Raw genomic sequence first — 22,687 nt, forward strand, 5'->3', positions numbered from 1 at the left:
CCCAAAATGATCGACGTTACCTTTGCCAACTTTGAAACCGAGGTCATTGCCGCCTCCATGACCACCCCGGTGCTGGTCGATTTCTGGGCCCCGTGGTGCGGTCCGTGCAAGGTCATCGGCCCCATGCTGGAGAAGCTGGAGGCCGACTACGCGGGCCGCTTCAAGCTGGTCAAGATCGACTCCGACCAGGAGCAGCAACTGGCGGAAGCCTTCGGCATCCGCAGCATCCCCACCTGCATTTTGGTGGTCAACGGCCAGCCGGTGGACGGCTTCCAGGGCGCGCTGCCCGAGGGCAAGATCAAGGAATTCCTCGACAAGCATGTGCCCGAGGGCGCGCCGCTGGATGCCGAGCCGTCTGAGGCCGAACAAGCCCTGGCCCTGGCCGAGGCGGGCGACACCGACGCCGCCCTGGCCAAGCTGGCCGATGCCCTGGCGCTGGACCCGGCCAACGACGATGCCCGCTTTGACTACGTCCGCCTGCTCACCCAGGCCGGCCACCTGGAAGAGGCCGAAGCCGCACTGCAACCCACCCGCAAATACATCCCCTTGCAGTTGCGCTTTGAAGCCCTGTTACAGTGGATTGGTGCTCTTAATTTCGCAGCTATCCACGCCGATGGAACGGGCGATACAGCCGAATTTGACGTAAAAATCGCCGCCAACAAGCGCGACTTCGATGCCCGCTTTGCCAAAGGCCGCATCCTGATGGCCCAGGGCGAATGGACCGCCGCCATGGACGAGCTGCTGGAAATCATCATGCGCGACAAGAAGTGGAACGACGAAGCCCCCCGCAAGGCCTTCATCGCCATCCTGGAGCTGCTCACCCCGCCCAAGCCCAAAGCCAGCGCGGATGCAGGCAACAAGACCGCAGGCGGGATTGAGCTGTCTGGCAACTCCGTAGCAGCCCAAGACCCGCAGGCGCAGTTGGTGGCTACCTATCGTCGGCGGCTGAGCATGGTGCTGAATTGAGGGCTGTTTGACGTGTGGATAGCGCCAAGGGTGACTGCAATTTTGAGTTCTGTTTTATCTGTTGCTGCATTTGCGGCAGATGCATGTCCACCCTCACCAGCAAGTGGATTGGCTTTTCAGTTCGAGATTCGAGAAGGGTATGCAAATGACCTTCAGTCGGGTCTTGTGCCTGCGAGCCAACGTGGTTGCGCCCATGTCAGTAGCCCGTTTGTTGTGGAATTGCGCAACACCAGTGCCGTCTTGCGGGAGTTATCTGGCTACAACGCGAGAGCTCATGGTTTTTCTATGGCGTATACCCCGACCGTTCCGCTGGGTTCATATCGCCTCCAGCTCTGCTTGGCTGAGCTGCCTCGGACGGTGAACGGGTCATCCCCGCTCCGCGTTAGTGCGCTTGAAGTCAACAAACCACCAGGGGTATGCGGCAAAGTGGATGGGCAGGTGTTTGTTGAGCGTAATCAATGGCAGAGCATTGCAAGCGAGATGGATGCGCGTGCTGAAGCTCCAGAGCGCGGGGCATATGCTGTCCAGTTCCGGCTAGTGTCAGATTAGGTTTTAACGCATCAACACCCAGCGCACGCCGCTGCTCAGCCCGTCCACCAGCGCCACCAGCACCAGCATGGCCACCAGCACCGTGCTGGTCTCGGGCATCTGGAACAGGCCCATGTGGAAGGCCAGCATCTGGCCCAGGCCGCCCGCGCCCACCACGCCCAGCACGGTGGCGGCGCGGATGTTGTTTTCCCAGCGGTACAGGGTGTAGCTCACTAACTGCGGCAGCACCTGGGGCAGGCAGGCGTACAGCAGCACTTGCACAGCACCCACACCACGCGCGCGCAGGGCCTGGGCCGGGCCGTCGGGGGCGTTCTCCAGGCTCTCGGCAAACAGGCGGCCTAGCACGCCGGTGGTGTGCAGGGCCAGCGCCAGCGTACCGGCAAACGGCCCCAGCCCGGCGGCGACCAGCAGCAGCGTGGCCCACACCAGCTCGGGGATACTGCGCAGCGCATTCAGCAGCGCCCGCGTGGGGCCGCGCCACAGCGCCTTATCCTCGGCGTGGGTTTTGCTGGCGGGCAGGGCCAGCGCCAGGCCGCAGACCACCGCCAGCAGCGTGCCCAGGGCCGACATGGCCAGGGTCTCCAGCGTGGCGGTCAGCAGCTTGCGCAGAAAGGCCGGTGTGGTGTTGGGCACCAGCAGCTCGGCCACAAAGCGGCCCATGCGCTGCAGCGCGTCGGTGGAGAGGAATTTGGCCCACTGCAAATCCAGCGTGGCAAAGCTGGCCCCCACCAGTGCCACCACGCCGAGGACGAACCACAGGGCCTTGGAGCGGGCGTGGAACAGTGCCGGGGGCAGCTTGTAAGTCTCGTTGGCGGCAAGTTTCACGCGAGCCCTTTGCGCAACCACGCACTGGTGCAATCCGCCAGCCACACCAGCACCATGAACACCAACAGCATGGTGCTGACTTCGGAGCCGTTGAACATCTTCATCGACGCGTCCATGTGCTGGCCCAAGCCGCCTGCGCCCACAAAGCCCAGCACGGCAGACGAGCGGATGGCGCACTCCCAGCGGTAGACGGTGTAGCTGGTCAGCTCGCCCGCGTTTTGCGGCAGCAGGCCGTAGAAGAAGGCTTGCAGCCGCCCGGTGCCATGGCGCAGCAGGGCCTGGGTGGCGGCGGGCTCACCGGATTCCAGAATCTCGGCGTAGACCTTGCCCAGCATGCCCGCGTAGGTCAGCGCAATGGCCAGCACGCCCGAGGTGGGGCCCAGGCCCACCACGCGCACAAACACCAGCGCCCAGACCAGCTCGGGCACGCTGCGCAGCAGCACCAGCAGCCAGCGCACCGCCAGCCGCACGCCCGCGCCCAGCGGAGCCATGCGGCCCGTCAGCGCAGAAATCGACAGCACCCGTACCGATAGCAGCGTCAGCGGCACCGCCAGCAGCAGCGCCAGGGTGATGCCTGCGGTGGCCATGGCCACGGTGCGCCAGGTTTCCTGGGCCACGGTCCACAAAAAGGCGGGCTCCAGCTTGGGCGGGAAAAAGTCGCCCACGAAGCGCAGCGTGGGCCGCAGGCTGTCGGGCTGCAGCAGCACCCAGGGCTGGAATTCGGTGAGCACCAGCAGCGGCCACAGCAGCACGGTGGCGGCCAGCAGCCAGAACAGGCGGCTGTGCCAGGCGGGGTCGCGGATGGAGTCGCGGGGAAGATGGGGGCTTATCGGCAATGCATCACCACCGGGGCACTGACCAGCGCAGGCATAGGCTCGGGCGCCGGCCCGGTCAGCTCGTCCAGGTGCTGGGCGTACAGCCTGTGCAGCCGTTCGCGGTTCACCTGCGCGGCGGGCAGGTCGAACACGATGGCCCCCTCGCGCAGGCCCAGGATGCGCGGGAAGTGCGCCAGCGCCATGTCCACGTGGTGCAGGCTGGCCACCAGCGTGGTGCCGCGCGCCTGGGCGGCCTGGGTCAACGCCAACATGGCCTGCTCGGCACGGGCCGGGTCCAGGGCCGACAGGGGTTCGTCCACCAGCCACAGCCGGGCGTCGGCCACCAGTGCCCGGGCCAGGCCCACGCGCTGGCGTTCGCCACCCGACAGGCGGTCTACCCGCTCAAACAATTTATCGGCCAGGTCGAACTGCGCCAGCGCCGCCTCGGCCGCCGGAATGTCCACCGGGTAGAACAGGCTGCGCACGCTGCGCCACAGCCCCATGGACGGCAGTTGCCCGGCCAGCACGGCAGTGACGACCCGCTGGCGCGGCGGCAGCGGCGGCACCTGCGGGGCGATGAACAGCTGGCGGCGCAGGCCTTGCAGCTGGGCCCGCGCCAGCGCCCAGGGGTCGCGCCCGTCCAGCAGTACCTGACCCACAGCGGGCCGCAGCGCGCAGCCCAGCACGTGCAGCAGCGTGGTCTTGCCCGCCCCTGATGGCCCGATCACCGCCATCTGTTCCCCGGCGGCCAGCGCCAGACCGACCGCACGCAGAGCGGCAGGGGCGTGCGCGGCAGCAGCAGGGTGGCGGGCCGAGGTGTCCAGGAGTTGGAGTTGCATATAAAAAGAGCCTCTAGCGCATGTACTACCTGCGCGAGCAGCTATTTATTTTGTAGTGTTAAGTCAGGCAGGGTGTAACGCTGATCTGGATGGTTTTCCATGGCGGGGATGGTGTAGGCCAAAACGCCTTCGGCCACCATGGGGGTGAGGTGGTTGCGCAGGATTTTCTTATGGTCTTGCTTGCCCAAAATAAAGGCAATTTCACGGGAACTTGACGGCTGCCACTGGCATATATCCGTAATCAATGATCGCAAAATCTCTTTTCTGGGGCGCATCCCCGTCGCCGCAATGCGGGCTTTGAGTCCATCCGGGAGTGAGGGGGACTGGTGCCCATCCGTGAGGGGGTGGTGCCCATCCGTGAGGGGGTGGTGCCCATCCGCTGTGGACTGATGCCCATCCGCGGGCATCAGCATCACATCCCCTGGCACGTAATACGTACGGCTGCCACTGCCTTTCATATCCACCAAACCCAGGTCGCGCAGTCGGCGTAGATGGGCTGAGGCGTTCAGGGTGTCGGTACGATTAATGGCGCGGTAGGACGAATTGTCGATGGCCCCCACCTCACGCACAAAAACCAGCGCGCGGGCTTCTTCGTCTGAGATGGTCTCGCTGGTCAGGCGGCGCAGCCACACCAGATCATCGGGACCTAAAAAGTGGTGGAACAGAAAGGTGGCCACGAATTGGTCGGGCCTGCGTGACGACTCCAACGTGGGCGGTAACAGGTCGTGGCTCAGCATCAGTTCGCGCATGGCGCGGATGCCACTGCCCTTGGTTTCTGCCATATTGACTTCGTGCAGTACAGCGGCAATGTGGGGGTTGCGGGTTTCCGAACCTGGCTCACCCAGTTGCTCCTCTGCTTTGATGGAGTGGCCGGGGTTACGGATTTCCAGCCGATTGGCGTAGCGGATGATCTGGATGGCACCATGAATGCGGTAACTGCGGTGCATTACCGCGTTGACAATCGCCTCGCGAATCACCCGCAGAGGCAAAGTAGGCGCATCTTCTCGCACCAAAGAACCTTCGGGCACGGTGCCGGACTGCAGCAACTCGTCGCGCACGGTGTTGGTGGCACGGCGAATGGCCGTGAACAAGGGTGCGCGTATTTCCAGCGTATCGAAACGGTGGTTGGGGTCTTCCACCCATGTTCTTCCCGCTACACGGATGTAGTCGATGCGCATCATCGGAAAGCAGCGACGCAACGCCAAAGCGGTACCAAACAACAAGATGCCTGCGACGGTGGGCAAGAGCCGGATGCCCGCACGGGTGTTCTGATTTTTAACGCAGCCTAATGCACGCAATAAATCGGGGTCGGTCCAGGTCAACTCTTCGGCACTGGGGTTGATTTGGCCGCGCAGCTTGCGATAGTCCTCGATGGCCAAGGGGTCGATGTCTTCCAAACTGGCATCTTCCAGTACCACTGCATCGTAGGTATCCACTTGGTGGCCTGCATACAAGGCGATGAGGTCGTCTTCCGTACCCTCTTGGTCGGTCGGGCCAATGCGCCGGTACGCACCACGCGGCAGGCCCAAATTTGACAGATAAATAGGCTTGTCAGCGGGGGCTGCCTCGGGAACAAAAACCACGACAACCGTTTTATCACCTAGTGTCTCCACCGAAATGCGGGGTCGCACGGGCCGATTAAAAACACTGGCGCATTGGCTCGCCAAGTCGGATTGCAACTTGTCCGGATTGGCGATGCCTAGGGCTTGGTAGGCATTGCCGAAAAGGTCCTGTGGGTCACGCTCCACACCCAGCAGCAAGTAGCCGCCTCCCAGACCAGGCTCATTGGCAAAGGCACATACGGTTTCCATGACCGAGCGATCCACCTGCGTGCAGCGCTTGGCCTCGATGCCGTGTGATTCATCGAGGGCAAGCAACTCTTGCATCAAGTCTTCGGCAGTGCGCATCATGGCGCAGACTTTCTGGGCGGGTGATAGAGCATGGGTTTATATAAAAAGAGCCTCTTGCGCTTATTCCATCAGCACGAGCAGCTATTTATTTTGTAGTGCGGCCTATTTCAGCAAACCGGCGCTGCGGGCTGCGGCTTCGATGCCCTTGTAGTTGGCGGGCTGGGTGGGGATGAAGCGGGTGGCGCGTTGCAGTTCCAGCACTTCTTTGCCCTCGGGGGTGGCGCTGCTCAGGTCCAGAAAGGCTTTGGCCAGCTTCTCGCGCAGGGCCACGGGCATGTCGGCGTGCACGCTCCAGTTGTAGTCGAAGTAGGGCGGGGTGGTGTAGAACACGTGGACCTTGACGGTGTCGACCTTTTTGTCGGCCACAAACTTGTCCCACACCGAGATGTTGAGCGCGCCCGCGTCCACTTTGCCCGCAGCCACGGCGGCGATGGTGGCATCGTGTGCGCCCGAGAAGGCCAGGCGTTTCAGGTCCTTGTCGGGGTCGACCTTGGCTTCCAGCAAAAAGCTGCGCGGCATCAGGTGGCCGGAGGTGCTGGACGGTGCGCCAAAGCTCAGGGTGTGGCCTTTCAGGTCGGCCAGCGCCTTGATGGCCGGGTCGGCGGTGATGAAGACCGAGCGGAATTTGGTGTCCTCCTCGCGCTGCACCAGCGGGATGATCTTGCCGCCCGAGCGCTCGTTGGCCTGCACAAAGGTGAAGCCGCCAAACCAGGCCACGTCCACCTGCTTGTTGACCAGCGCCTCGACCGCCGCCGCGTAGTCGCTCACCGGGGTGAACTCGACCTTCATGGAAAGCCGGCCCTCCAGGTACTTGACCAGCGGCGCGGCCTTGCGGGCCAGCTCGGTGGGGGCTTCGTCGGGGATGGCCGTCAGGCGCAGCACCTGCTGGGCGCTGGTCAGCCCGGCAAAGCACAGGGTGGCCACGGCCAGGGCGGTTTGGAGGAAAGAGCGTTTCATGGGGCGGTACCGGGTGGATGGGGGTGGGTGCGAAACCCGGTATTAGACCCCAGCGCCCTTCAGTCCAATTGCAGCAGCTGCGCAAACCCCTGCGTCCGCAACAGCGCATCCAGGCGGTCCAGCAGGCGGGCCACTGGGGGCAACACCACCGTGTCACCCTGGCCTGCGGCGGCCAGCACCGCGTGCACATCGGCCTCCATCGTCTGCGGCAGCAGGGCGCAGCGCTGCTGGGCGTGGGCCAGCAGGCGCTTTTCGCCCGGGTGCAGTTGGCCATTCAGCGCAAAAATAATGTCGAAATAGCTGGCCAGCAAGGCTGTGGTTCGGTGGTGCACGCTGAAGGCGTCGCCGCGCTGGCAGGCCTTGGCCAGTTGGTTGGCGTAGCTGGGCATGACCCGGCGCAGCACGGCGTGGTTTTTCACCAGGATCGCGTCGCGCAGGGCCGCAGGATAGGCACCGCCAAAGCGCTGGCGCAGGTCGGCGAACCAGCCCGACCGGTCCCACAGCACGGTGGAGCGCTGCACCGTGTGCCAGTGCGCCGTGCTGTAGCCCAGGCTGGCACGGTGTTGGTGGGCCACCTGCTCCAGCAGCCCTTCGATCCAGTCCGTGCCCCAGTACATCGCGTCCAGATGGATGCCGGTCTGGGTATCGACCCACTCATCGCCCACGTCCCAAAACCGCATGTCCAGCTCCGCGTGCTGGGTGCCCAATGCCTGCACGATGGCCTGGCGCTGGCCCAGCGGCACTTCGGCAGTGGTGTAGATGTACAGGTCGATATCTGACAAATCGTCGTTGAGGCCGGTGGCCCGTGAGCCTCCCATGGCGATGGCCTGGACCATGGGAAGCTGGGAAAAAGCGGTGGCTATGCGCTGGGTGAGTGCCGCGGGCGTGTGGTTGAAGGTCATGGAATAGGGCGTGAAACTGGGCTGTAGAACGGGAATACCCCATAGGGCGTTACCCGTGAGCGTGGTGACCGCATCATAAAAATGAAAATATAATTGTATACAAAGATTTTGGATTTATAAATACAGGCTAGCTTACTTGTAACAATTCGTAGAGACCCAGACACCATGTCAGAACTCCATTCGCTGTATGTCCGCGTCCATTTATCCAAAAGGGCTTACCAAAAATTCATGGACAGCCGGTGTGCCAACGCCAATGTCTTTGGCGACTGGATGGAGTGGCTTGGCGGTATTGAGCTGGTGAGCGGCCCCATGACCCCAAAGCGGGTGGCCGAGTACGCCCGGCGCGGGGGGCCAGACGTGTCGGTGGGTACCTTTGTCGCACAGTGGTGTGCCGAACCCGAGAACGCCGCGGCGTCCCGCTATGACGAGGCCACCGAGACCTGGCAGTTCTGCGTACTGCAGTTTTCCGAGAACTACGGCGAATTTCTGGAGTTTTTGCCCTCGATGCGGGCCGCCTGCTTCTTCAAGGACCGCCCGGGCGACGACTTTCTGGTGGTCTACCCGTTTATCTGGGATACCGGCCACACCGTTTGTTTCAGCATCGACAGTGGTCACAGCCGTTTTTTGCCCGATTTCGCCCCCGCCTGGCACACCGAGGCCAATACCGAGTTAGGCGCCCTGATGGACGATCTGGGGGTAATGGGTTCCGACTTCGTGGATCTGTAGCCCCCGCTACGCCGCCCGCGCCAACAGGCTGCGGTGCCCCTCGGTGGCCAGCACCTGCTGGGCGTTCAGGCTGCGAATGGAAATGCTGGCATCTTGCGGAATGCCGCCCGACAGCTGCAAGGCCAGGTAGCGGCCACAGCTGACGCGCAGGAACGAGGCAAAGTTGTCCACCTCGCCGCGCTGCGCCACCAGCTCGTCGTACAGCTTGGCACACAACTGGGGCACGCCCATGCCGTCGCGCTGGGCGATCTCGGTCAGCACCTGCCAAAACAGGTTTTCCAGCTTGATGCTGGTTGCTACGCCATGCAGCCGCACCGAGCGGGCGCGGCTGTCGTACAGGTGGGGGTCGGCGCTGATAAATACTTGGCACATGGCGATTTCCGGTGGGGAGCAATCTGCCATCATCCGACGGCAAGCCACCCGTGTCAAAGGCTGATTTTGGTGCCCAGAAGGGTCAAAAACTGCGCAATCCAGGCCGGGTGGGCGGGCCAGGCGGGGGCGCTGACCAGGTTGCCCTCGGTGATGGCCGCGTCGATGGCGATCTCGGCATAGGTGCCGCCCGCAATCTCCACTTCCATGCGGCAGGCCGGGTAGGCCGAGCAGGTACGGCCCTTGAGCACACCGGCCCCGGCCAGCAGCTGGGCACCGTGGCAGACGGCAGCCACGGGCTTGTTGGCTTCAAAGAAGTGCTTCACCGCCGACACGACCGCCGGGTAGGTGCGCAGGTACTCGGGGCCACGGCCACCGGGAATGACCAGCGCGTCGTAGCTGGCGACATCCAGGCCCGCAAAGGTGGCGTTCAGGGTGAAGTTGTGGCCGGGCTTTTCGCTGTAGGTCTGCGCGCCTTCGAAGTCGTGGATGGCGGTTTTGATGTGGTCCCCGGCCTTTTTGTCGGGGCAGACCGCGTGCACCGTGTGGCCCACGGCCAGCAGCGCCTGGAATGGCACCATGGTCTCGTAGTCTTCGCAGTAGTCGCCGCAGATCATCAGAATCTTTTTCGCTGCCATGGCTGTCTCCTCAAAGGTAGTTGGTAAGCCATTGTGGGCAGCGAAAAGAGGTGGTGGGTGTTAGCCGGTTACTACATCCAGCGCCACCAGCCCCCGGTAGGCCGGGTTGTCGGCCCATTGCGGCGGCGCATCGGCCAGGCGCAGGTTGGGCCAGCGCTGCAGCACCTGGCGAAAGGTGATTTCGGCCTCGATGCGGGTCAGCAGGGCGCCGATGCAAACGTGGGCGCCGCTGCCGAAAGAGATGGAAGCACCATCGCGCCCGGCCACATCCAGCTTATCCGGCTCGGGGTGGCGGGCCGGGTCGCGGTTGGCGGAGCCGATCAGGGGCACCACCAGGTCGCCCCGGCACAGGGTGTGACCGTGCAGTTGCAGATCGGTGGCGACGCGGCGGCCTGTGTACTGCACCGGGCTGTCGAAGCGCAGCAGCTCGCGCACGGCACTGGGGACCAGGCTGGGGTCTTGTTGCAGGCGCTGCCACTGGTCCGGGTGGGCCAGCAGGGCCTGCAGGCCGTTGCCCAGCAGGTTGCGGGTGGTTTCATGGCCCGCAAACAAGAGCATGGCGCACTGGGCCAGTAGCTCGGCGTGGTTGTGCAGCGCGCCATCGGCCTCGGCCTGCAGCAGGCGGCTGACCAGGTCGTCGCCAGGGTTCTTACGGCGTTCGGCGATTAATTTCTCGAAATACCGGCCCATGGCCAACAAACTGGCCTGGGCGCGGCGGGCTTGCTGGTGGGTGGCCAGCGGTGCGCCGATAAACACCGCCAGGTCGTCGGACCAGACCGCAAAGTCGGCATTGGCCGCCTCCTCGATACCCATCATCTTGGCGATGACGCGGGTGGGCAATTGGCGGGCCACGGCCTGCATGAAGTCGAAACGGGGGGCATCGCCCACCGCGTCCAGCAGTTCGGCCACGGTTTGGGCGATGAACGGCTCCAGCGCCTGGATCTGGGCGGGTTTGAAACCGGCGTTGAGCACCTTGCGGATGCGGGTGTGGTCGGGCGCGTCCAGGAACAGCATGGCGCGGGCAAATAGCTGCTGGAAACCGGCCAGCTCGCCCTTGGTTTCCTCGCGGTCGGTCACCCAACCGCCTGTGCGCTGGGCCGAAAAGCGCGGGTCGCGCAGCACCTGCTCCACGTCGGCATGGCGGGTCAGCAGCCAGGCCCCGCCGAAGAATTCGGTGCTCCAGTGCAGCGGCCCGGCCTCGCGCAGGGCCTGGTAGGCCGGGTAGGGGTTGGCCAGAAAGGCGGCATCGACAAAGGGGGCGGTGGCATTCATGCGGTAAAGATCTTGTGCAGGGCCGCAGCATCCAGATAGGTGGTGGCAGATGCGTTACCAATCAGACGCGGAACCACGCCCAGGCAGGGAGCCTGGTGGCGGCGCTGGAATTCATGGCGCAGGGTGTCGATATTGGCTTGCAGCTGGGCCATTTGCGGGTCGATGGTGTTGGCGATCCAGCCCGCCAGCAGCAGGCCGCGTGCGCGGATGGCCTCGGCCGTCAGCAGCGCGTGGTTGATGCAGCCCAGGCGCAGGCCGACCACCAGGATGACGGGGTAGCCCAGCGCCACGGCCAGGTCGGCGGTGTCTACCTCCGGCCCCAGCGGCACGCAGAAGCCGCCCACGCCTTCCACCACCAGCACGTCGGCGCGGGCAGCCAAGGCCCGGGCTTGTTGCACCAGCGTGGCCATGGCTATGGTTTGTCCTTCGAGCGCCGCCGCGATGTGTGGGGCGCAGGCTGCCTGGAACTGCAGCGGGCCGACTTCGGCGCGGGTCAGGGGCAGCGAGCTGGCAGCGAGCAGCATTTGCACGTCTTCGTTCACGCCGTCTGCGTCCAGCCCGGCGGCCACCGGCTTGAAGCCTGCGCTGCGCCAGCCTTGTTGGGCGCACCAGTGCAGAAGAGCGGCGCTGCAGCAGGTTTTGCCGACTTCGGTGTCGGTACCGGTGACGAAGACGTTACGCATGCAACTCCTTCGCGGCCACGGCCAGTCCGTCGACCAGGCGCTGCACGTCCTGTGCGCTGTGGGCGGCGCTGAGTGTGATGCGCAGCCGCGCCGTGCCCACGGGCACGGTGGGCGGGCGGATGGCGGGCACCCACAGGCCTTGCGCGTCCAGCGCGGCAGACAGGGCCAGCGCGGCGGCGTTGCTGCCCACGATGAGCGGCTGGATGGCAGTAGCTGAATCGGCCAGAGACCAGCCCAGATCGGCGTGGGCAGCTATTAATTTTGACAACTCACCGCGCAGTTGGGCGACCAGCGCGTGCAGGTGGGCGCGGCGCTGCTCGCCCTCGGGCCCAGCGATCAGTTGCAGGCTGGCGCTGAGCGCATGCGCGATGGCGGGCGGCGCGGCGGTGGTGTAGATATAGGGCCGGGCGGTTTGCACCAGCCACTCGATGATGGTGGGGTGCGCGGCCACAAAGGCACCGCCCACGCCTGCGGCCTTGCCCAGCGTGCCCATGGTAATCAGCCGTTCGCTGCGCAGGCCGAAGTGCGCCAGGCTGCCCCGGCCCTGGGTGCCGAGCACGCCGAAGCCGTGTGCGTCGTCCACCACCAGCCAGGCATCGAACCGCTCGGCCAGCGCCAGCAGAGCGGGCAGGTCGGCCAGGTCGCCGTCCATGCTGAAGACGGCGTCGGTGACGATGAGTTTGATCTCGGTATCGCAGGCACTGAGTTGCCGCTCCAGCACCGCCAGGTTGCGGTGGGCGTAGCGGTGCAGCCGGGCCTTGGACATCAGCGCGCCATCGACCAGCGAGGCGTGGTTTAGCTTGTCTGCAAAAATCGTAGCGCCTTGTGCAGACAGGGCGGGCACAAGCGCCATATTGGCCATAAACCCGGTGCAGAAGTACAGCGCCCGCGCATTGGGGATGCAGGGGGCCATCCAGGCGGCAAGCTCTTCTTCCAGCGTGGCATGCGCCCGCGAGTGGCCGCTGACCAGGTGGGATGCGCCGCTGCCCGCGCCAAAGCGGCGCGCGCCCTCGGCCAGGGCCTCCACCAGCGCGGGGTGGTGGGCCAGGCCCAGATAGTCGTTGCTGCAAAACGCCAGCAGGTCGCGGCCATCCACTGTTTGCCGCGGCGCGCAGGGCGACTCGGCAGTGCGGCGCGTGCGGGTCAGGGCCTGGTCGGCGCGCTCACGCAGTTGGCGGTTCAGGTGGTCTATCAGCATCGGTGGGGGCTTGGTTCAGGGTGTCGTCCAGCGTGGCCAGGACCTGGCGGGCCAGCCATTCTGAAAGTGTGGCCTCCAGCAAATACGGCGGCAGCAGATAGACGGTGCGGCCAATCGGGCGGATCAGCAGCTCGCGGGCCCGGCCCGCCAGGTGGAAGCGCTCGGCAAAGCGTGGCCCGGGGTCTTTGACATCAAAGGCCCAAATCATGCCGACGTGGCGGAAGTTCTCCACCCGCGGGTCGGACTGCAGCGGGGCCAGCGCCGCGCTGAGGGTCGCCGCCTGCAGGCGGTTGTGGGCCAGCACGTCATCGAAGTCAAACCGGTCCAGCACCGCCAGCGCGGCACGGCAGGCCAGGGCGTTGCCGGTGTAGGAGTGCGAGTGCAGAAAGCCCCGCGCCACGTTGTCGTCCAGAAAGGCCTCGTACACGCTGTCGCGCGACAGCACCAGCGACAAAGGCAGGTAACCGCCGCTGATGCCCTTGGACAGGCACAGCAGATCCGGCCAGATGCCGGCCTGCTCCACCGCGAAAAAGGTGCCGGTGCGGCCACACCCCACGGCGATCTCGTCGGCGATCAGCAGCACCTGGTACCGGTCGCACAGCGCCCGCACGGCCTGCAAATACACCGGGTCGTACATGGCCATGCCCGCTGCGCCCTGCACCAGCGGCTCCAGGATGAGGGCGGCGATCTGGCCGTGGCGGGCTTGCAGCAAGCTGTCGACTTCGGCGGCGGCACGCCGGGCCACGTCGGCGGCGGTTTCCCCGGGCAGGGCCTGGCGCGCATCGGGCGACATCACCTGGTGCGAACGCATCAGCAGCGGGTCGTAGGCATCGCGGAAGATCTGCACGTCGGTCACGGCCAGCGCGCCCAGGGTTTCGCCGTGGTAGCCCTGGCGCAGGCAGACGAATTCGCGCTTGTCACCCAGGCCCCGGTTGCGCCAGTGGTGGAAGGCCATCTTCAGCGCAATCTCCACGGCAGACGCGCCGTCGCTGGCAAAGAAGCAGTGGCCCAGCACGCCGCCCGTGCGGGCCGACAAACGTTCGGCCAGTTCCACCGCCGGGGCGTGGGTGCAGCCCGCCAGCATCACATGCGGCAAGGTGTCGAGCTGGTCCTTGATGGCGGCGTTGATGCGCGCATCGGCATGGCCAAACAAATTGACCCACCAGGAGCTGATGGCATCGAAGTAGCGCTTGCCATCTTCGCCATAGAGCCACACGCCCTGGCCGCGCACGATGGGCAGTGGCGGCACCTCGGCGGCGCGCTGCATCTGGGTGCAGGGATGCCAGATGTGGGCCAGGCTGCGGGTGACGAGGGAGGAGGTCATAGCCAGAGGCCTACGCCGTCAACCGCTCCAGCGCCTCCTGGTACTTGGCGGCGGTCTTGGCGATCACGTCGGCGGGGACGCGGGGCGCGGGTGGGGTTTTGTTCCAGGGCTTGCCGTCGATCTGCACCTGCTCCAGCCAGTCCCGCACGAATTGCTTGTCGTAGCTGGGGGGATTGCTGCCTTCCACGTAACCTTCCACCGGCCAGAAGCGCGAGGAGTCGGGGGTCAGCACCTCGTCCATCAGCACCAGGGTGCCGTCGGTGTCCAGGCCGAACTCGAACTTGGTGTCGGCAATGATCACGCCCTTGGTCAGGGCGAAGGCGGCGGCTTCTGAGTAGATTTGGATGCTCAAATCGCGGATGCGCCCGGCCAGGTCGGCGCCAATCATCTCCACGCTGCGAGCGAAGGTGATGTTTTCGTCGTGGTCGCCCACGGCTGCCTTGGCCGCCGGGGTGTAGATGGGGGCGGCCAGCTTGGAGGCGTTGCGCAGGCCCGCAGGCAGGGGCACGCCGCAAACCGATTGGCTGTCCTGGTACTCCTTCCAGCCGCTACCGGCCAGGTAGCCGCGCACCACGGCCTCGATGGGCAGGGGCTTGAGGCGCTTGACCAGCATGGAGCGGCCGGTGACCTGGGGTACTTCTTCCGGCAGCACGGCGCTCTCGGGGGCTTCGCCGGTGAGGTGGTTGGGGCAGATGTGGCCCAGCTTGGCAAACCAGAACAGCGCCATTTGCGTCAGCAAAATGCCCTTGCCGGGAATCGGCTCGCCCAGGATCACGTCAAAGGCACTCAGACGGTCGCTGGCCACCATCAGAATGCGATCGGTCCCCACGGCATAGTTGTCGCGAACCTTGCCGCGCGCCAGCAGGGGCAGGCTGTGGATGGAGGAAGTGTGGACTGTGGTCATGGGGGCGTTCTCAAGAGGAAATTGGGCGGGGCGCAACCCTAGAGTGTAAAACGCCACGCTAAATGGAGTTCCATCCCTGCACCGCCGTCCAGACCGCCCCCAGCACCAGCACCCCGCCCACGCCACGGGCCATGGCGTTTGCGGCGCGGGGGCGGGACTCCAGCCAGGCCCGCGAACTGCCCGCCGCCAGCGCCCACAGGCCGTACACCACGGTTTGCGTCAGCGCGATGATGCCGCCCAGCACCACGGCCTGTACTGCTATGGACCCATATTCCACGCGCAAAAACTGCGGAAAGATGGCCAACATGAACAAATAAGCCTTGGGATTCATCAGGCAGGTCAGCAGGGCCCGGCGAAAAATCACCCTGGGCGGTGGCGTGCCGACGGCGGGCAATGGCCCGATGGCTGACGCACTGCGCAACACCGCCACGCCAATCCAGGCGATATAGGCCGCCCCGGCCTGCAACAAGATGTTCAGCAGGCCCGGCACCCAGCGCAGCACCAGCCCCAAGCCCAGCACCCCGGCGACCACATGGCACACCCCACCGGCCACGATGCCCGCCACCGCAACCAGGCCGGATGTACGCCCTCCCACCAGGGCATTCGACAGCACAAAGGCCATGTCCATACCGGGCAGGGCAATGATGCCGAATACCATCAAGAAGAAGAGCCAAAGGTGGGCGTAGTGGGTCATGGTGCAGGGTCTCGGTGGATGCTAAAACCCCACTCTAAAACCGTATCCGGGCGGTATTGGCCCTGATTAAACTCAGACCATGTATTCACCCACCACCCGCGTGTTGGCCGTGCTGGAACTCCTGCAGGCCCATGGCCGCCTGAGCGGCCCGGACCTGGCCCAGCGGCTGGCGGTGGACGGGCGCACGCTGCGGCGCTACATCCGCCGACTGGAAGACCTGGGCATTCCCGTGCTGTCCGAGCGTGGGCGCTACGGCTGCTACAGCCTGATGCCCGGCTTCAAGCTGCCGCCCATGGTGTTCACCGACGACGAAGCGCTGGCCATCGCCTTGGGCCTGGTGGCAGCCCGTGGGCTGGCGGTGGCGGGCGCGGCGGTGGAAAGCGCGCAGGCCAAGCTGGAGCGGGTCATGCCTGGCCCCTTGAAGCAGCGCGTGCGGGCCCTGGGCGAAACCGTGGCCCTGGACCGCCAGCCCTCCACCCCCCTGCAAGACAGCCAGACGCTGATGGCTTTCAGTCTGGCCTGCTACCAATGCCAGCAGGTGCATGTGCACTATGGTTCGGCGCAGTTGGAGACCACGCAGCGGGATTTCGACCCCTACGGCCTGGCCTACCGGGGCCACCGGTGGTACGTGGTGGGTTACTGCCATTTGCGCGGTGCGCTGCGCTCTTTGCGGCTGGACCGGGTACAGGCTATCGAGCCGCGTGCGCAGCGCTTTGTGGCCCCGGCCAACTTTGATGCGGTGCGCCATCTGGCGCTGGGCGTGGCCAGCATCCCCCGGGCGGTCCAGATCGAGGTGCTGCTGCACACCGACATGGAGACGGCGCGCAGGGCGCTGTTTGACAGCATCGGCCTGCTCCACCCTGCCGACGGCGGTGTCGTGCTGCACAGCCAGGCCGATGATGTGGACTGGTTCGCCCGCGAACTGGCACGCCTGCCGTTTAGTTTTGAGATCCGCCAGCCAGCGGCCTTGCGCGCCGCCCTGGCAGCATGGGCGCAGCGCTTGCAACAACTAGCGGCGGTGGTGCCGTAGAGCAGGAGAGATGCAGCGCTATGCTACGATTTTTAGCATCAAAATAAATAGCTGCTCACGCCCATTCCATAAGCACAGGCTGCCATTTTCATGCTGAAAAAATGCCCTTGCCGGGCGGCACACTCAGCCCTTTTGGAACTTGAACACCGCCGTGCCTGCCAGCATGTTGGGCAGGAAGCGCACCTCGCGGCCCTCTTGCAGGCCGAAGGCATCGAGGATGTGCAGGTCGTTCTTGCCGGCCAGCACCTCGAAGTCCTTGAAGGTGCCGACGCGGATGTTGGGCGTGTCGTACCACTGGTAGGGCAGGCGCTTGGTGACCGGCATGCGGCCGCGCAGAATGCTCAGGCGGTTGGGCCAGTGGGCAAAGTTGGGAAAGGCCAGCACGCCCATGCGGCCCACGCGCGCAGTTTCGCGCAGCATGACTTCGGCGTTGCGCAGGTGTTGCAGGGTGTCGATCTGCAGCACCACGTCAAACGACGCGTCTTCGAACAGGGCCAGGCCCTCGTCCAGATTCAGCTGCACCACGTTCACGCCGCGCTGCACGCACTTGAGCAGCTTGGCATCGTCGATTTCCACGCCGTAGCCGGTGCAGCCGCGGGTGGCCTGCAAATGGGCCAGCAGCGCGCCGTCGCCGCAGCCCAGGTCGAGCACGCGCGAGCCCACGGGCACCAGGCGGGCAATGGATTCGAGCATCGATTGGGCGCTCATGGCATCACCTCCGCCGCGATGCGGTCAAAGTAGGCGCGTACGGCGGCCATGTAGCGGGCATCGTCGAGCAAAAACGCATCGTGGCCGTGGGGCGCGTCGATTTCGGCGTAGCTCACGGTGTGGTGGTGGTCGAGCAAGGCTTTGGCGATTTCGCGGCTGCGCTGGGGCGAGAAGCGCCAGTCGGTGGTGAAGCTGACCAGCAAAAACTTGGCCTTGACCTGGGCAAACGCCGCGCTCAGGCTGCCGCCGAAATTCCGCGCCGGGTCAAAGTAGTCCAGCGCGCGGGTGATCAGCAGGTAGGTGTTGGCGTCGAAGTATTCGCTGAACTTGTCGCCCTGGTAGCGCAGGTAGCTTTCGATCTGGAACTCGGCGTCCTGCGTGGTGTAGCGGTAGTTGCCATGGATGAGCTGGCGGCCGAACTTGGTGTTCATCACGTCGTCGCTCAGGTAGGTGATGTGGCCAATCATGCGGGCGATGCGCAGGCCGCGCTGGGGCACTACGCCGTGGCGGTAGAAGTGGCCGCCGTGGAAATCGGGGTCGGTGGTGATGGCGCGGCGGGCAACTTCGTTAAATGCGATGTTCTCGGCGGTGAGGTTGGGCGCGCTGGCAATCACCACCGCGTGCCGCACACGCTCTGGAAATTGTAGCGTCCAGCCCAGCGCCTGCATACCGCCCAGGCTACCGCCCATCACGGCGGCGAGGGTCTGGATGCCCAGCTGGTCGAGCAGCCGGGCCTGGGCGTTGACCCAGTCTTCCACGGTGACCACCGGAAAGTCGGCACCGTAGACCTGGCCGGTGTCGGGGTGGATGTGCATTGGCCCGGTGGAGCCAAAGCAGGAGCCCAGGTTGTTCACGCCGATGACGAAGAAGTGGTTGGTGTCCAGCGGCTTGCCGGGGCCGACCATGTTGTCCCACCAGCCTGCCGATTTAGGCTGGCCTTCGTAGGTGCCCGCCACGTGGTGTGAGGCGTTCAGCGCGTGGCAGACCAGCACAGCGTTGGAGCGGTCGGCGTTCAGCGTGCCGTAGGTCTCATAGGCCAGGTCGTAGGCGCGGATGGAGCCGCCGCCTTGCAGGGGCAGCGGGTCGGCAAAGTGGTGGTATTGCGGTGTGGCGATCAAGGGCTTACCCACGCCCTAAACCGGCTTTGTGTCGATAAAACTCTGGCGCTGCATCAGCTTGTCTTGCAGCTTGGCGAGGTTGGGGTGGCGGCTGCGCCAGGGCAGGTCGGGGAAGCGGAAGTCGAGCCAGCCCAACGCGCAGCCCACCGAAATGTCCGACAGGCTGAGGTGGATGCCGCTGCAGTAAGGCTTTTCGGCCAGGCCGCGGGCCATGGCCTTCAGGCTGGCATCGACCTTGCCCATCTGGCGGTCGATCCAGGCCTGGCTACGCTGCTCCACAAAGCGCTCGACCCACACCGACTCCATGCGCGCCAGGATGCCCGCGTCGGACATACCGTCTGCCAGGGCTTCCCAGGTTTTGACCTCGACCCGCTCGCGGCTTTGCGACGGAATGAGCTTGCCCACCGGCGACAAGGTGTCCAGGTACTCCACGATCACCCGCGAATCGAAGATCGCCTCGCCCGCTTCCATCACCAGGCAGGGCACTTTGCCCAGCGGGTTGGATTCGGCGATCACGGTGCCGGGTGCCCACACGTCGTCCAGCACAAACTGGTAGTCGAGCTTTTTTTCGGCCATCACGACGCGCACTTTGCGCACGTAGGGGCTGGTGAGAGATCCGATAAGTTTCATGGGCACGGTGGTTCTGGGGCAAGGATCTGGGGATGCTTCCATTCTAGCGATTCACCCCTGCCAAGAAGGCCCGGTTTGCCAAGGGTGGCGCGCATCCTACAATTCGCAACATGAATCTCTCTACGATCTCGGCCCTGTCGCCACTGGACGGTCGCTATGCCGCCAAACTCGCCCCCCTGCGCCCTTTGATGAGCGAACTGGGCTACATGCAACGCCGCGTCCAGGTGGAAGTGGCCTGGTTCATCGCCCTGAGCGATGCCGGTTTTGCCGAATTCAAGCCGCTTACGCCGGGCGCGCGCACCTATTTGCTGAACCTGGTCACCAAGTTCAGCGAAGCCGATGGCAAGGCCATCAAGGACATTGAAAAAGTCACCAACCACGACGTCAAGGCCGTCGAATACTGGATCAAGTCCAAGTTCGAAGCCCGCCCCGAGCTGGAGCACGCCAGCGAATTCGTCCACTTTGCCTGCACCAGCGAAGACATCAACAACACCAGCCACGCGCTGCAGCTCAAGGGCGCCCGCGACCAGGTCATCCTGCCCGGCCTGGACGCCCTGATCACCAAGCTGCGCACCATGGCCCATGCCTTCGCCGACGTGCCCATGCTCAGCCGCACCCATGGCCAAACCGCCAGCCCCACCACCGTGGGCAAGGAAGTGGCCAACGTGCTGGTGCGCGTGGTCGCCGCCCGTGACAAGATCGCCAAGATCCCGCTGATGGCCAAGATGAACGGCGCCGTGGGCAACTACAACGCCCACCTGTCCGCCTGGCCCGACTTCGACTGGGAGGCCTTCAGCCGCAAAGTCGTCGAAACCCCCGAGCACGGCCCCGACACCGGCATCAACCCCTGGGGCCTGGGCCTGACCTTCCAGCCCTACAGCATCCAGATCGAGCCACACGACTACATGGCCGAGCTGTTCGACGCGATGGCCCGCACCAACACCATCCTGATCGACTGGTCGCGCGACGTGTGGGGCTACGTGAGCCTGGGCTACTTCAAGCAGCGCCTGAAAGACGGCGAAATCGGCTCCAGCACCATGCCGCACAAGGTCAACCCCATCGACTTTGAAAACGCCGAAGGCAACCTCGGCCTGGCCAACGCCCTGCTGCGCCACCTGAGCGAAAAGCTGCCCATCAGCCGCTGGCAGCGCGACCTGACCGACTCCACCGTGCTGCGCAACATGGGCGTGGCCGTGGGTTACGCCGCGCTGGCCTACCAGTCGCTGCTGACCGGGATGAACAAGCTGGAGCTGAACGAAGAAGCCCTGGCCGCCGACCTCGATAGTTCATGGGAAGTGCTGGCCGAGCCGATCCAGACGGTGATGCGCCGCTTTGGCGTGTCGGGGGCGTACGAGCAGCTCAAGGAAGTCACCCGCGGCAAAACGGTCACCGCCGAAGCCCTGCACGGCCTGATCAATTCCCTGGCCATTCCCGATGCCGAAAAGCAGCGCCTGCTGGCCATGACGCCGGGCAGCTACACCGGCATCGCCGCCGACCTGGCCCGTCGCGCGTAATTTTCTCAATGAAATAGCCTGCCTGTGCTTATCTGATAAGCGCAAGCAGCTATAAAAACAATAGTATTCAGGCATGGCCCTCAAATCCACGATCTTCAAGGCCAACCTGCAAATTGCAGACATTGACCACGGCTACTACGCCGACCACGCCCTGACCCTGGCGCGCCACCCCAGCGAAACCGACGAACGCATGATGGTGCGCCTGGTCGCCCTGGCGCTGAACGCCTACAAACTGCAAAGCGAGCTGGGTGGCGATGGCGTGCTGGCCTTTGGCGCGGGCCTGAGCAACCCCGACGACCCCGACCTCAGCCTGCGCGACTACACCGGCCGCACCCGACTGTGGGTGGAAGTGGGCCAGCCCGAAGACAAACCGCTGATCAAAGCCTGCGGCAAGGCCGACCAGGTGCTGCTGTACCCGTTCAGCTCGTCGGCCGACGTGTGGTGGCGCACCATGGAAGCCAAGCTGGCCCGCCCGCAAAACCTGCAGGTCTGGCGCGTGCCCACCGACGCATCCCAGGCCCTGGCCGCCCTGGCCGAACGCAGCATGCAGCTGCAGGCCACGGTGCAGGAAGGCAACCTCACCTTGGGCAGCGAAAAAGGCAGCGTGGATGTGGAGTGCGTCCGCTGGAAGTAATTTGGCGGATCTTTTAGGCCGCTGGCGCTTATTCCATAGGCGCAAGCAGCTACTTAATCAATAGCAGGCATGCGCCCTTCGGCGGCGCGCTCGGCATAGCGGTTGAAGCGCCAGGAATTGCCTTCCAGCGTGATGCGCCGCCAGGTGGCGCGCTTGTCGGCCGGGCCCATGGCGGGCCAGTGCTGGACTTCTTCAAACGTGCGGCCGCAGCCTTTGCAGATGGCATCGCCCTGGAACGTGGAGCAGATGGCGATGCAGGGCGTGTCGGGCGTCGTCTCGTACCAGGTCAGCCAGGCAGCCCACGCCTCGGGGGCGTTTGCGGCCATGGACGCAGCGTCCACCGTGTCTTCGTGGTGGTAGACCATCAGCGCGTACACCTCGGCCAGCGCGCGCAATTCGGCGCACAGGGTGAAGCCGTCGGGGGAGGGCTTTTGGGCACGCCAGTAGTTGATGGCGGCTTCGATGTCGGTGATGTGGAGTCCGGCCATGGCGGGGAAGAATGCGAAAGGAGGCCGATTGTGCTCTAATTGCGTCCCTGAAGGGGAGTAGCTCCCGCCCGCCATCCTGGTGGGCATCCACTGGTCGTCAATACGTTGCCCCGCGCGGGCAACCGGGCAGTGGGGCAGTGGTGAACATGTTTCACCACGCCGAGCAAGACCTTCGATGTCCATCTGCCAAGGTGGGTTTCGAAGCGTGCTTGCTGGCCACCACACCATCTGCATCCCGATTCCCGCCTTTGCTGTTTTTCAACTGCAAAGGAGTGTTTTTCATGGAATTTTTATCCGCCCCCTGGTGGTCTGCCCTGCTGGCGATCATTTTGATCGACCTGGTACTGGCGGGCGACAACGCCATCGTCATCGCCCTGGCGGCGCGCAGCCTGCCGCCGCATCTGCAAAAGAAAGCCATCCTGTGGGGCACGGTGGGTGCCATCGCGGTGCGCTCGGTGATGACCATCGGCGTGGTCTGGCTGCTGAAGATCCCCGGCCTGATGCTGGTGGGGGGCTTGGGCCTGCTGTGGATTGCCTACAAGCTGCTGGCCGACCAGGGCAATGAAGACGGGCACGACGGTCCGGTGGTCAGCACCTTCTGGGGTGCGATGAAGACCATTCTGGTGGCCGACGCGCTGATGGGCGTGGACAACGTGCTGGGCGTGGCCGGTGCCGCGCACGGCGCGTTTGACCTGGTCATCATCGGCCTGCTGGTCAGCGTGCCCATCGTGGTGCTGGGCAGCACGGTGGTGTTGAAGCTGGTGGAGCGCTTCCCGGCCATCATCCAGATCGGCGCTGCGGTGCTGGCCTTTACCGCTGCCAAGATGATCGTGGGCGAACCGGTGCTGGCCAGCGTGTTTGGCCCGGACGCCCCCTGGAGCACTGCCGCCCACTGGGGCTTGTATACGGTGGCCGTGGCCGGTGTGCTGGCAACCGGTAGCTGGGCCGCGCGCCGCAAAGTGTCGGCAGCGTGATGGCGGGGCGGGGGTAGCGT

General features: G+C 64.8%; 24 protein-coding genes. 6 read left to right on the forward strand and 18 right to left on the reverse strand.

Annotation, left to right across the window (positions count from 1 at the left end; translation table 11 throughout):
• The first annotated feature begins 6 nt into the window (after positions 1–6).
• Positions 7–966 (forward strand): thioredoxin, encoded by a 960-nt coding sequence (gene trxA, locus AB3G31_RS01780; protein WP_367848525.1) that lies wholly within the window; start codon positions 7–9, stop codon positions 964–966.
• Between the two features lie 552 nt (positions 967–1,518).
• Here the strand turns inward: trxA and phnE are convergent.
• From phnE to AB3G31_RS01810, 6 genes are all read right to left on the reverse strand, one after another.
• Entirely contained in the window at positions 1,519–2,340 is an 822-nt protein-coding gene (phnE, locus tag AB3G31_RS01785) for a phosphonate ABC transporter, permease protein PhnE (protein WP_367848526.1), read from the reverse strand.
• Positions 2,337–3,176 (reverse strand): PhnE/PtxC family ABC transporter permease, encoded by an 840-nt coding sequence (locus AB3G31_RS01790; RefSeq protein WP_367848527.1) that lies wholly within the window; start codon positions 3,174–3,176, stop codon positions 2,337–2,339. The genes phnE and AB3G31_RS01790 overlap by 4 nt, the downstream gene beginning before the upstream one ends.
• Positions 3,167–3,994, reverse strand: coding sequence for a phosphonate ABC transporter ATP-binding protein (locus tag AB3G31_RS01795; protein ID WP_367848528.1), 828 nt, complete (start codon positions 3,992–3,994; stop codon positions 3,167–3,169). Before AB3G31_RS01795 ends, AB3G31_RS01790 begins: the two co-directional genes overlap by 10 nt.
• Positions 3,995–4,035: 41 nt before the next feature.
• On the reverse strand, positions 4,036–5,904 hold the full coding sequence (locus AB3G31_RS01800; RefSeq protein ID WP_367848529.1) for an ATP-binding protein: 1,869 nt from the start codon (positions 5,902–5,904) through the stop codon (positions 4,036–4,038).
• Positions 5,905–6,006: 102 nt separating this feature from the next.
• The gene (locus AB3G31_RS01805; protein ID WP_367848530.1) at positions 6,007–6,861 is read right to left on the reverse strand and encodes a putative selenate ABC transporter substrate-binding protein; all 855 of its coding nucleotides are present in this window, start codon (positions 6,859–6,861) and stop codon (positions 6,007–6,009) included.
• Between the two features lie 59 nt (positions 6,862–6,920).
• A complete protein-coding gene (locus AB3G31_RS01810; protein WP_367848531.1) occupies positions 6,921–7,763 on the reverse strand; it encodes a nucleotidyltransferase domain-containing protein in 843 nt (280 codons plus the stop codon).
• Positions 7,764–7,928: 165 nt separating this feature from the next.
• On the opposite strand from AB3G31_RS01810, the gene AB3G31_RS01815 reads away from it, so the two are divergent.
• A complete protein-coding gene (locus tag AB3G31_RS01815; protein WP_367848532.1) occupies positions 7,929–8,489 on the forward strand; it encodes a hypothetical protein in 561 nt (186 codons plus the stop codon).
• Between the two features lie 6 nt (positions 8,490–8,495).
• Here the strand turns inward: AB3G31_RS01815 and AB3G31_RS01820 are convergent, their stop codons facing one another.
• The 8 genes from AB3G31_RS01820 to AB3G31_RS01855 are packed head-to-tail and all read right to left on the reverse strand — an operon-like array spanning position 8,496 to position 15,571.
• A complete protein-coding gene (locus tag AB3G31_RS01820; protein WP_367848533.1) occupies positions 8,496–8,861 on the reverse strand; it encodes a ribbon-helix-helix domain-containing protein in 366 nt (121 codons plus the stop codon).
• A 53-nt stretch (positions 8,862–8,914) separates the two neighbouring features.
• Complete coding sequence (locus AB3G31_RS01825) at positions 8,915–9,496, reverse strand: DJ-1/PfpI family protein (RefSeq protein ID WP_315188062.1); 582 nt, start codon at positions 9,494–9,496, stop codon at positions 8,915–8,917.
• A 60-nt stretch (positions 9,497–9,556) separates the two neighbouring features.
• Complete coding sequence (locus AB3G31_RS01830; protein WP_367848534.1) at positions 9,557–10,768, reverse strand: cytochrome P450; 1,212 nt, start codon at positions 10,766–10,768, stop codon at positions 9,557–9,559.
• Positions 10,765–11,451, reverse strand: coding sequence for a dethiobiotin synthase (gene bioD / locus AB3G31_RS01835; RefSeq protein WP_367848535.1), 687 nt, complete (start codon positions 11,449–11,451; stop codon positions 10,765–10,767). Before bioD ends, AB3G31_RS01830 begins: the two co-directional genes overlap by 4 nt.
• Complete coding sequence (gene bioF, locus AB3G31_RS01840) at positions 11,444–12,649, reverse strand: 8-amino-7-oxononanoate synthase (RefSeq protein WP_367848536.1); 1,206 nt, start codon at positions 12,647–12,649, stop codon at positions 11,444–11,446. Before bioF ends, bioD begins: the two co-directional genes overlap by 8 nt.
• Positions 12,615–13,973, reverse strand: coding sequence for an adenosylmethionine--8-amino-7-oxononanoate transaminase (gene bioA, locus AB3G31_RS01845; protein WP_367848537.1), 1,359 nt, complete (start codon positions 13,971–13,973; stop codon positions 12,615–12,617). The genes bioF and bioA overlap by 35 nt, the downstream gene beginning before the upstream one ends.
• Positions 13,974–13,983: 10 nt before the next feature.
• The gene (locus AB3G31_RS01850) at positions 13,984–14,877 is read right to left on the reverse strand and encodes a phosphoribosylaminoimidazolesuccinocarboxamide synthase (RefSeq protein ID WP_367848538.1); all 894 of its coding nucleotides are present in this window, start codon (positions 14,875–14,877) and stop codon (positions 13,984–13,986) included.
• 58 nt (positions 14,878–14,935) lie between these two features.
• Complete coding sequence (locus tag AB3G31_RS01855; RefSeq protein WP_367848539.1) at positions 14,936–15,571, reverse strand: LysE family translocator; 636 nt, start codon at positions 15,569–15,571, stop codon at positions 14,936–14,938.
• Positions 15,572–15,650: 79 nt separating this feature from the next.
• On the opposite strand from AB3G31_RS01855, the gene AB3G31_RS01860 reads away from it, so the two are divergent.
• Positions 15,651–16,601: a helix-turn-helix transcriptional regulator gene (locus AB3G31_RS01860; RefSeq protein ID WP_367848540.1), complete on the forward strand. Its 951-nt coding sequence runs from the start codon at positions 15,651–15,653 to the stop codon at positions 16,599–16,601.
• Between the two features lie 123 nt (positions 16,602–16,724).
• Here AB3G31_RS01860 and metW read toward each other — a convergent pair whose 3' ends face one another.
• The 3 genes from metW to AB3G31_RS01875 are packed head-to-tail and all read right to left on the reverse strand — an operon-like array spanning position 16,725 to position 19,057.
• Positions 16,725–17,309, reverse strand: coding sequence for a methionine biosynthesis protein MetW (gene metW / locus AB3G31_RS01865; protein ID WP_367848541.1), 585 nt, complete (start codon positions 17,307–17,309; stop codon positions 16,725–16,727).
• Positions 17,306–18,439: a homoserine O-acetyltransferase gene (locus AB3G31_RS01870; protein WP_367848542.1), complete on the reverse strand. Its 1,134-nt coding sequence runs from the start codon at positions 18,437–18,439 to the stop codon at positions 17,306–17,308. The genes metW and AB3G31_RS01870 overlap by 4 nt, the downstream gene beginning before the upstream one ends.
• Positions 18,440–18,442: 3 nt before the next feature.
• Positions 18,443–19,057 (reverse strand): glutathione S-transferase N-terminal domain-containing protein, encoded by a 615-nt coding sequence (locus AB3G31_RS01875; RefSeq protein WP_295953127.1) that lies wholly within the window; start codon positions 19,055–19,057, stop codon positions 18,443–18,445.
• A gap of 110 nt (positions 19,058–19,167) precedes the next feature.
• Between AB3G31_RS01875 and purB the strand changes: the two genes are divergently transcribed.
• Together purB and AB3G31_RS01885 are read left to right on the forward strand one after the other, a co-directional pair.
• Entirely contained in the window at positions 19,168–20,571 is a 1,404-nt protein-coding gene (purB, locus tag AB3G31_RS01880; protein ID WP_367848543.1) for an adenylosuccinate lyase, read from the forward strand.
• A gap of 73 nt (positions 20,572–20,644) precedes the next feature.
• On the forward strand, positions 20,645–21,205 hold the full coding sequence (locus AB3G31_RS01885; RefSeq protein ID WP_315227939.1) for a YaeQ family protein: 561 nt from the start codon (positions 20,645–20,647) through the stop codon (positions 21,203–21,205).
• 53 nt (positions 21,206–21,258) lie between these two features.
• On the opposite strand, the gene AB3G31_RS01890 is transcribed toward AB3G31_RS01885, so the two are convergent.
• On the reverse strand, positions 21,259–21,693 hold the full coding sequence (locus AB3G31_RS01890; RefSeq protein ID WP_367848544.1) for a DUF3717 domain-containing protein: 435 nt from the start codon (positions 21,691–21,693) through the stop codon (positions 21,259–21,261).
• Between the two features lie 281 nt (positions 21,694–21,974).
• On the opposite strand from AB3G31_RS01890, the gene AB3G31_RS01895 reads away from it, so the two are divergent.
• On the forward strand, positions 21,975–22,667 hold the full coding sequence (locus AB3G31_RS01895; RefSeq protein ID WP_367848545.1) for a TerC family protein: 693 nt from the start codon (positions 21,975–21,977) through the stop codon (positions 22,665–22,667).
• The last annotated feature ends 20 nt before the right edge of the window (positions 22,668–22,687 follow it).

It is taken from the genome of Rhodoferax sp. WC2427 (genome assembly GCF_040822085.1).
Classification (GTDB): Bacteria; Pseudomonadota; Gammaproteobacteria; order Burkholderiales; family Burkholderiaceae_C; genus Rhodoferax_B.

Coding starts and splice junctions, on each gene's coding strand:
- trxA (WP_367848525.1), top strand. CDS start 7: ATGATCGACGTTACCTTTGCCAACTTTGAAACCGAGGTCATTGCCGCC.
- AB3G31_RS01795 (WP_367848528.1), bottom strand. CDS start 3,994: ATGCAACTCCAACTCCTGGACACCTCGGCCCGCCACCCTGCTGCTGCC.
- AB3G31_RS01800 (WP_367848529.1), bottom strand. CDS start 5,904: ATGATGCGCACTGCCGAAGACTTGATGCAAGAGTTGCTTGCCCTCGAT.
- AB3G31_RS01805 (WP_367848530.1), bottom strand. CDS start 6,861: ATGAAACGCTCTTTCCTCCAAACCGCCCTGGCCGTGGCCACCCTGTGC.
- AB3G31_RS01810 (WP_367848531.1), bottom strand. CDS start 7,763: ATGACCTTCAACCACACGCCCGCGGCACTCACCCAGCGCATAGCCACC.
- AB3G31_RS01815 (WP_367848532.1), top strand. CDS start 7,929: ATGTCAGAACTCCATTCGCTGTATGTCCGCGTCCATTTATCCAAAAGG.
- AB3G31_RS01820 (WP_367848533.1), bottom strand. CDS start 8,861: ATGTGCCAAGTATTTATCAGCGCCGACCCCCACCTGTACGACAGCCGC.
- AB3G31_RS01825 (WP_315188062.1), bottom strand. CDS start 9,496: ATGGCAGCGAAAAAGATTCTGATGATCTGCGGCGACTACTGCGAAGAC.
- AB3G31_RS01830 (WP_367848534.1), bottom strand. CDS start 10,768: ATGAATGCCACCGCCCCCTTTGTCGATGCCGCCTTTCTGGCCAACCCC.
- bioD (WP_367848535.1), bottom strand. CDS start 11,451: ATGCGTAACGTCTTCGTCACCGGTACCGACACCGAAGTCGGCAAAACC.
- bioF (WP_367848536.1), bottom strand. CDS start 12,649: ATGCTGATAGACCACCTGAACCGCCAACTGCGTGAGCGCGCCGACCAG.
- bioA (WP_367848537.1), bottom strand. CDS start 13,973: ATGACCTCCTCCCTCGTCACCCGCAGCCTGGCCCACATCTGGCATCCC.
- AB3G31_RS01850 (WP_367848538.1), bottom strand. CDS start 14,877: ATGACCACAGTCCACACTTCCTCCATCCACAGCCTGCCCCTGCTGGCG.
- AB3G31_RS01855 (WP_367848539.1), bottom strand. CDS start 15,571: ATGACCCACTACGCCCACCTTTGGCTCTTCTTCTTGATGGTATTCGGC.
- AB3G31_RS01860 (WP_367848540.1), top strand. CDS start 15,651: ATGTATTCACCCACCACCCGCGTGTTGGCCGTGCTGGAACTCCTGCAG.
- metW (WP_367848541.1), bottom strand. CDS start 17,309: ATGAGCGCCCAATCGATGCTCGAATCCATTGCCCGCCTGGTGCCCGTG.
- AB3G31_RS01875 (WP_295953127.1), bottom strand. CDS start 19,057: ATGAAACTTATCGGATCTCTCACCAGCCCCTACGTGCGCAAAGTGCGC.
- purB (WP_367848543.1), top strand. CDS start 19,168: ATGAATCTCTCTACGATCTCGGCCCTGTCGCCACTGGACGGTCGCTAT.
- AB3G31_RS01885 (WP_315227939.1), top strand. CDS start 20,645: ATGGCCCTCAAATCCACGATCTTCAAGGCCAACCTGCAAATTGCAGAC.
- AB3G31_RS01890 (WP_367848544.1), bottom strand. CDS start 21,693: ATGGCCGGACTCCACATCACCGACATCGAAGCCGCCATCAACTACTGG.
- AB3G31_RS01895 (WP_367848545.1), top strand. CDS start 21,975: ATGGAATTTTTATCCGCCCCCTGGTGGTCTGCCCTGCTGGCGATCATT.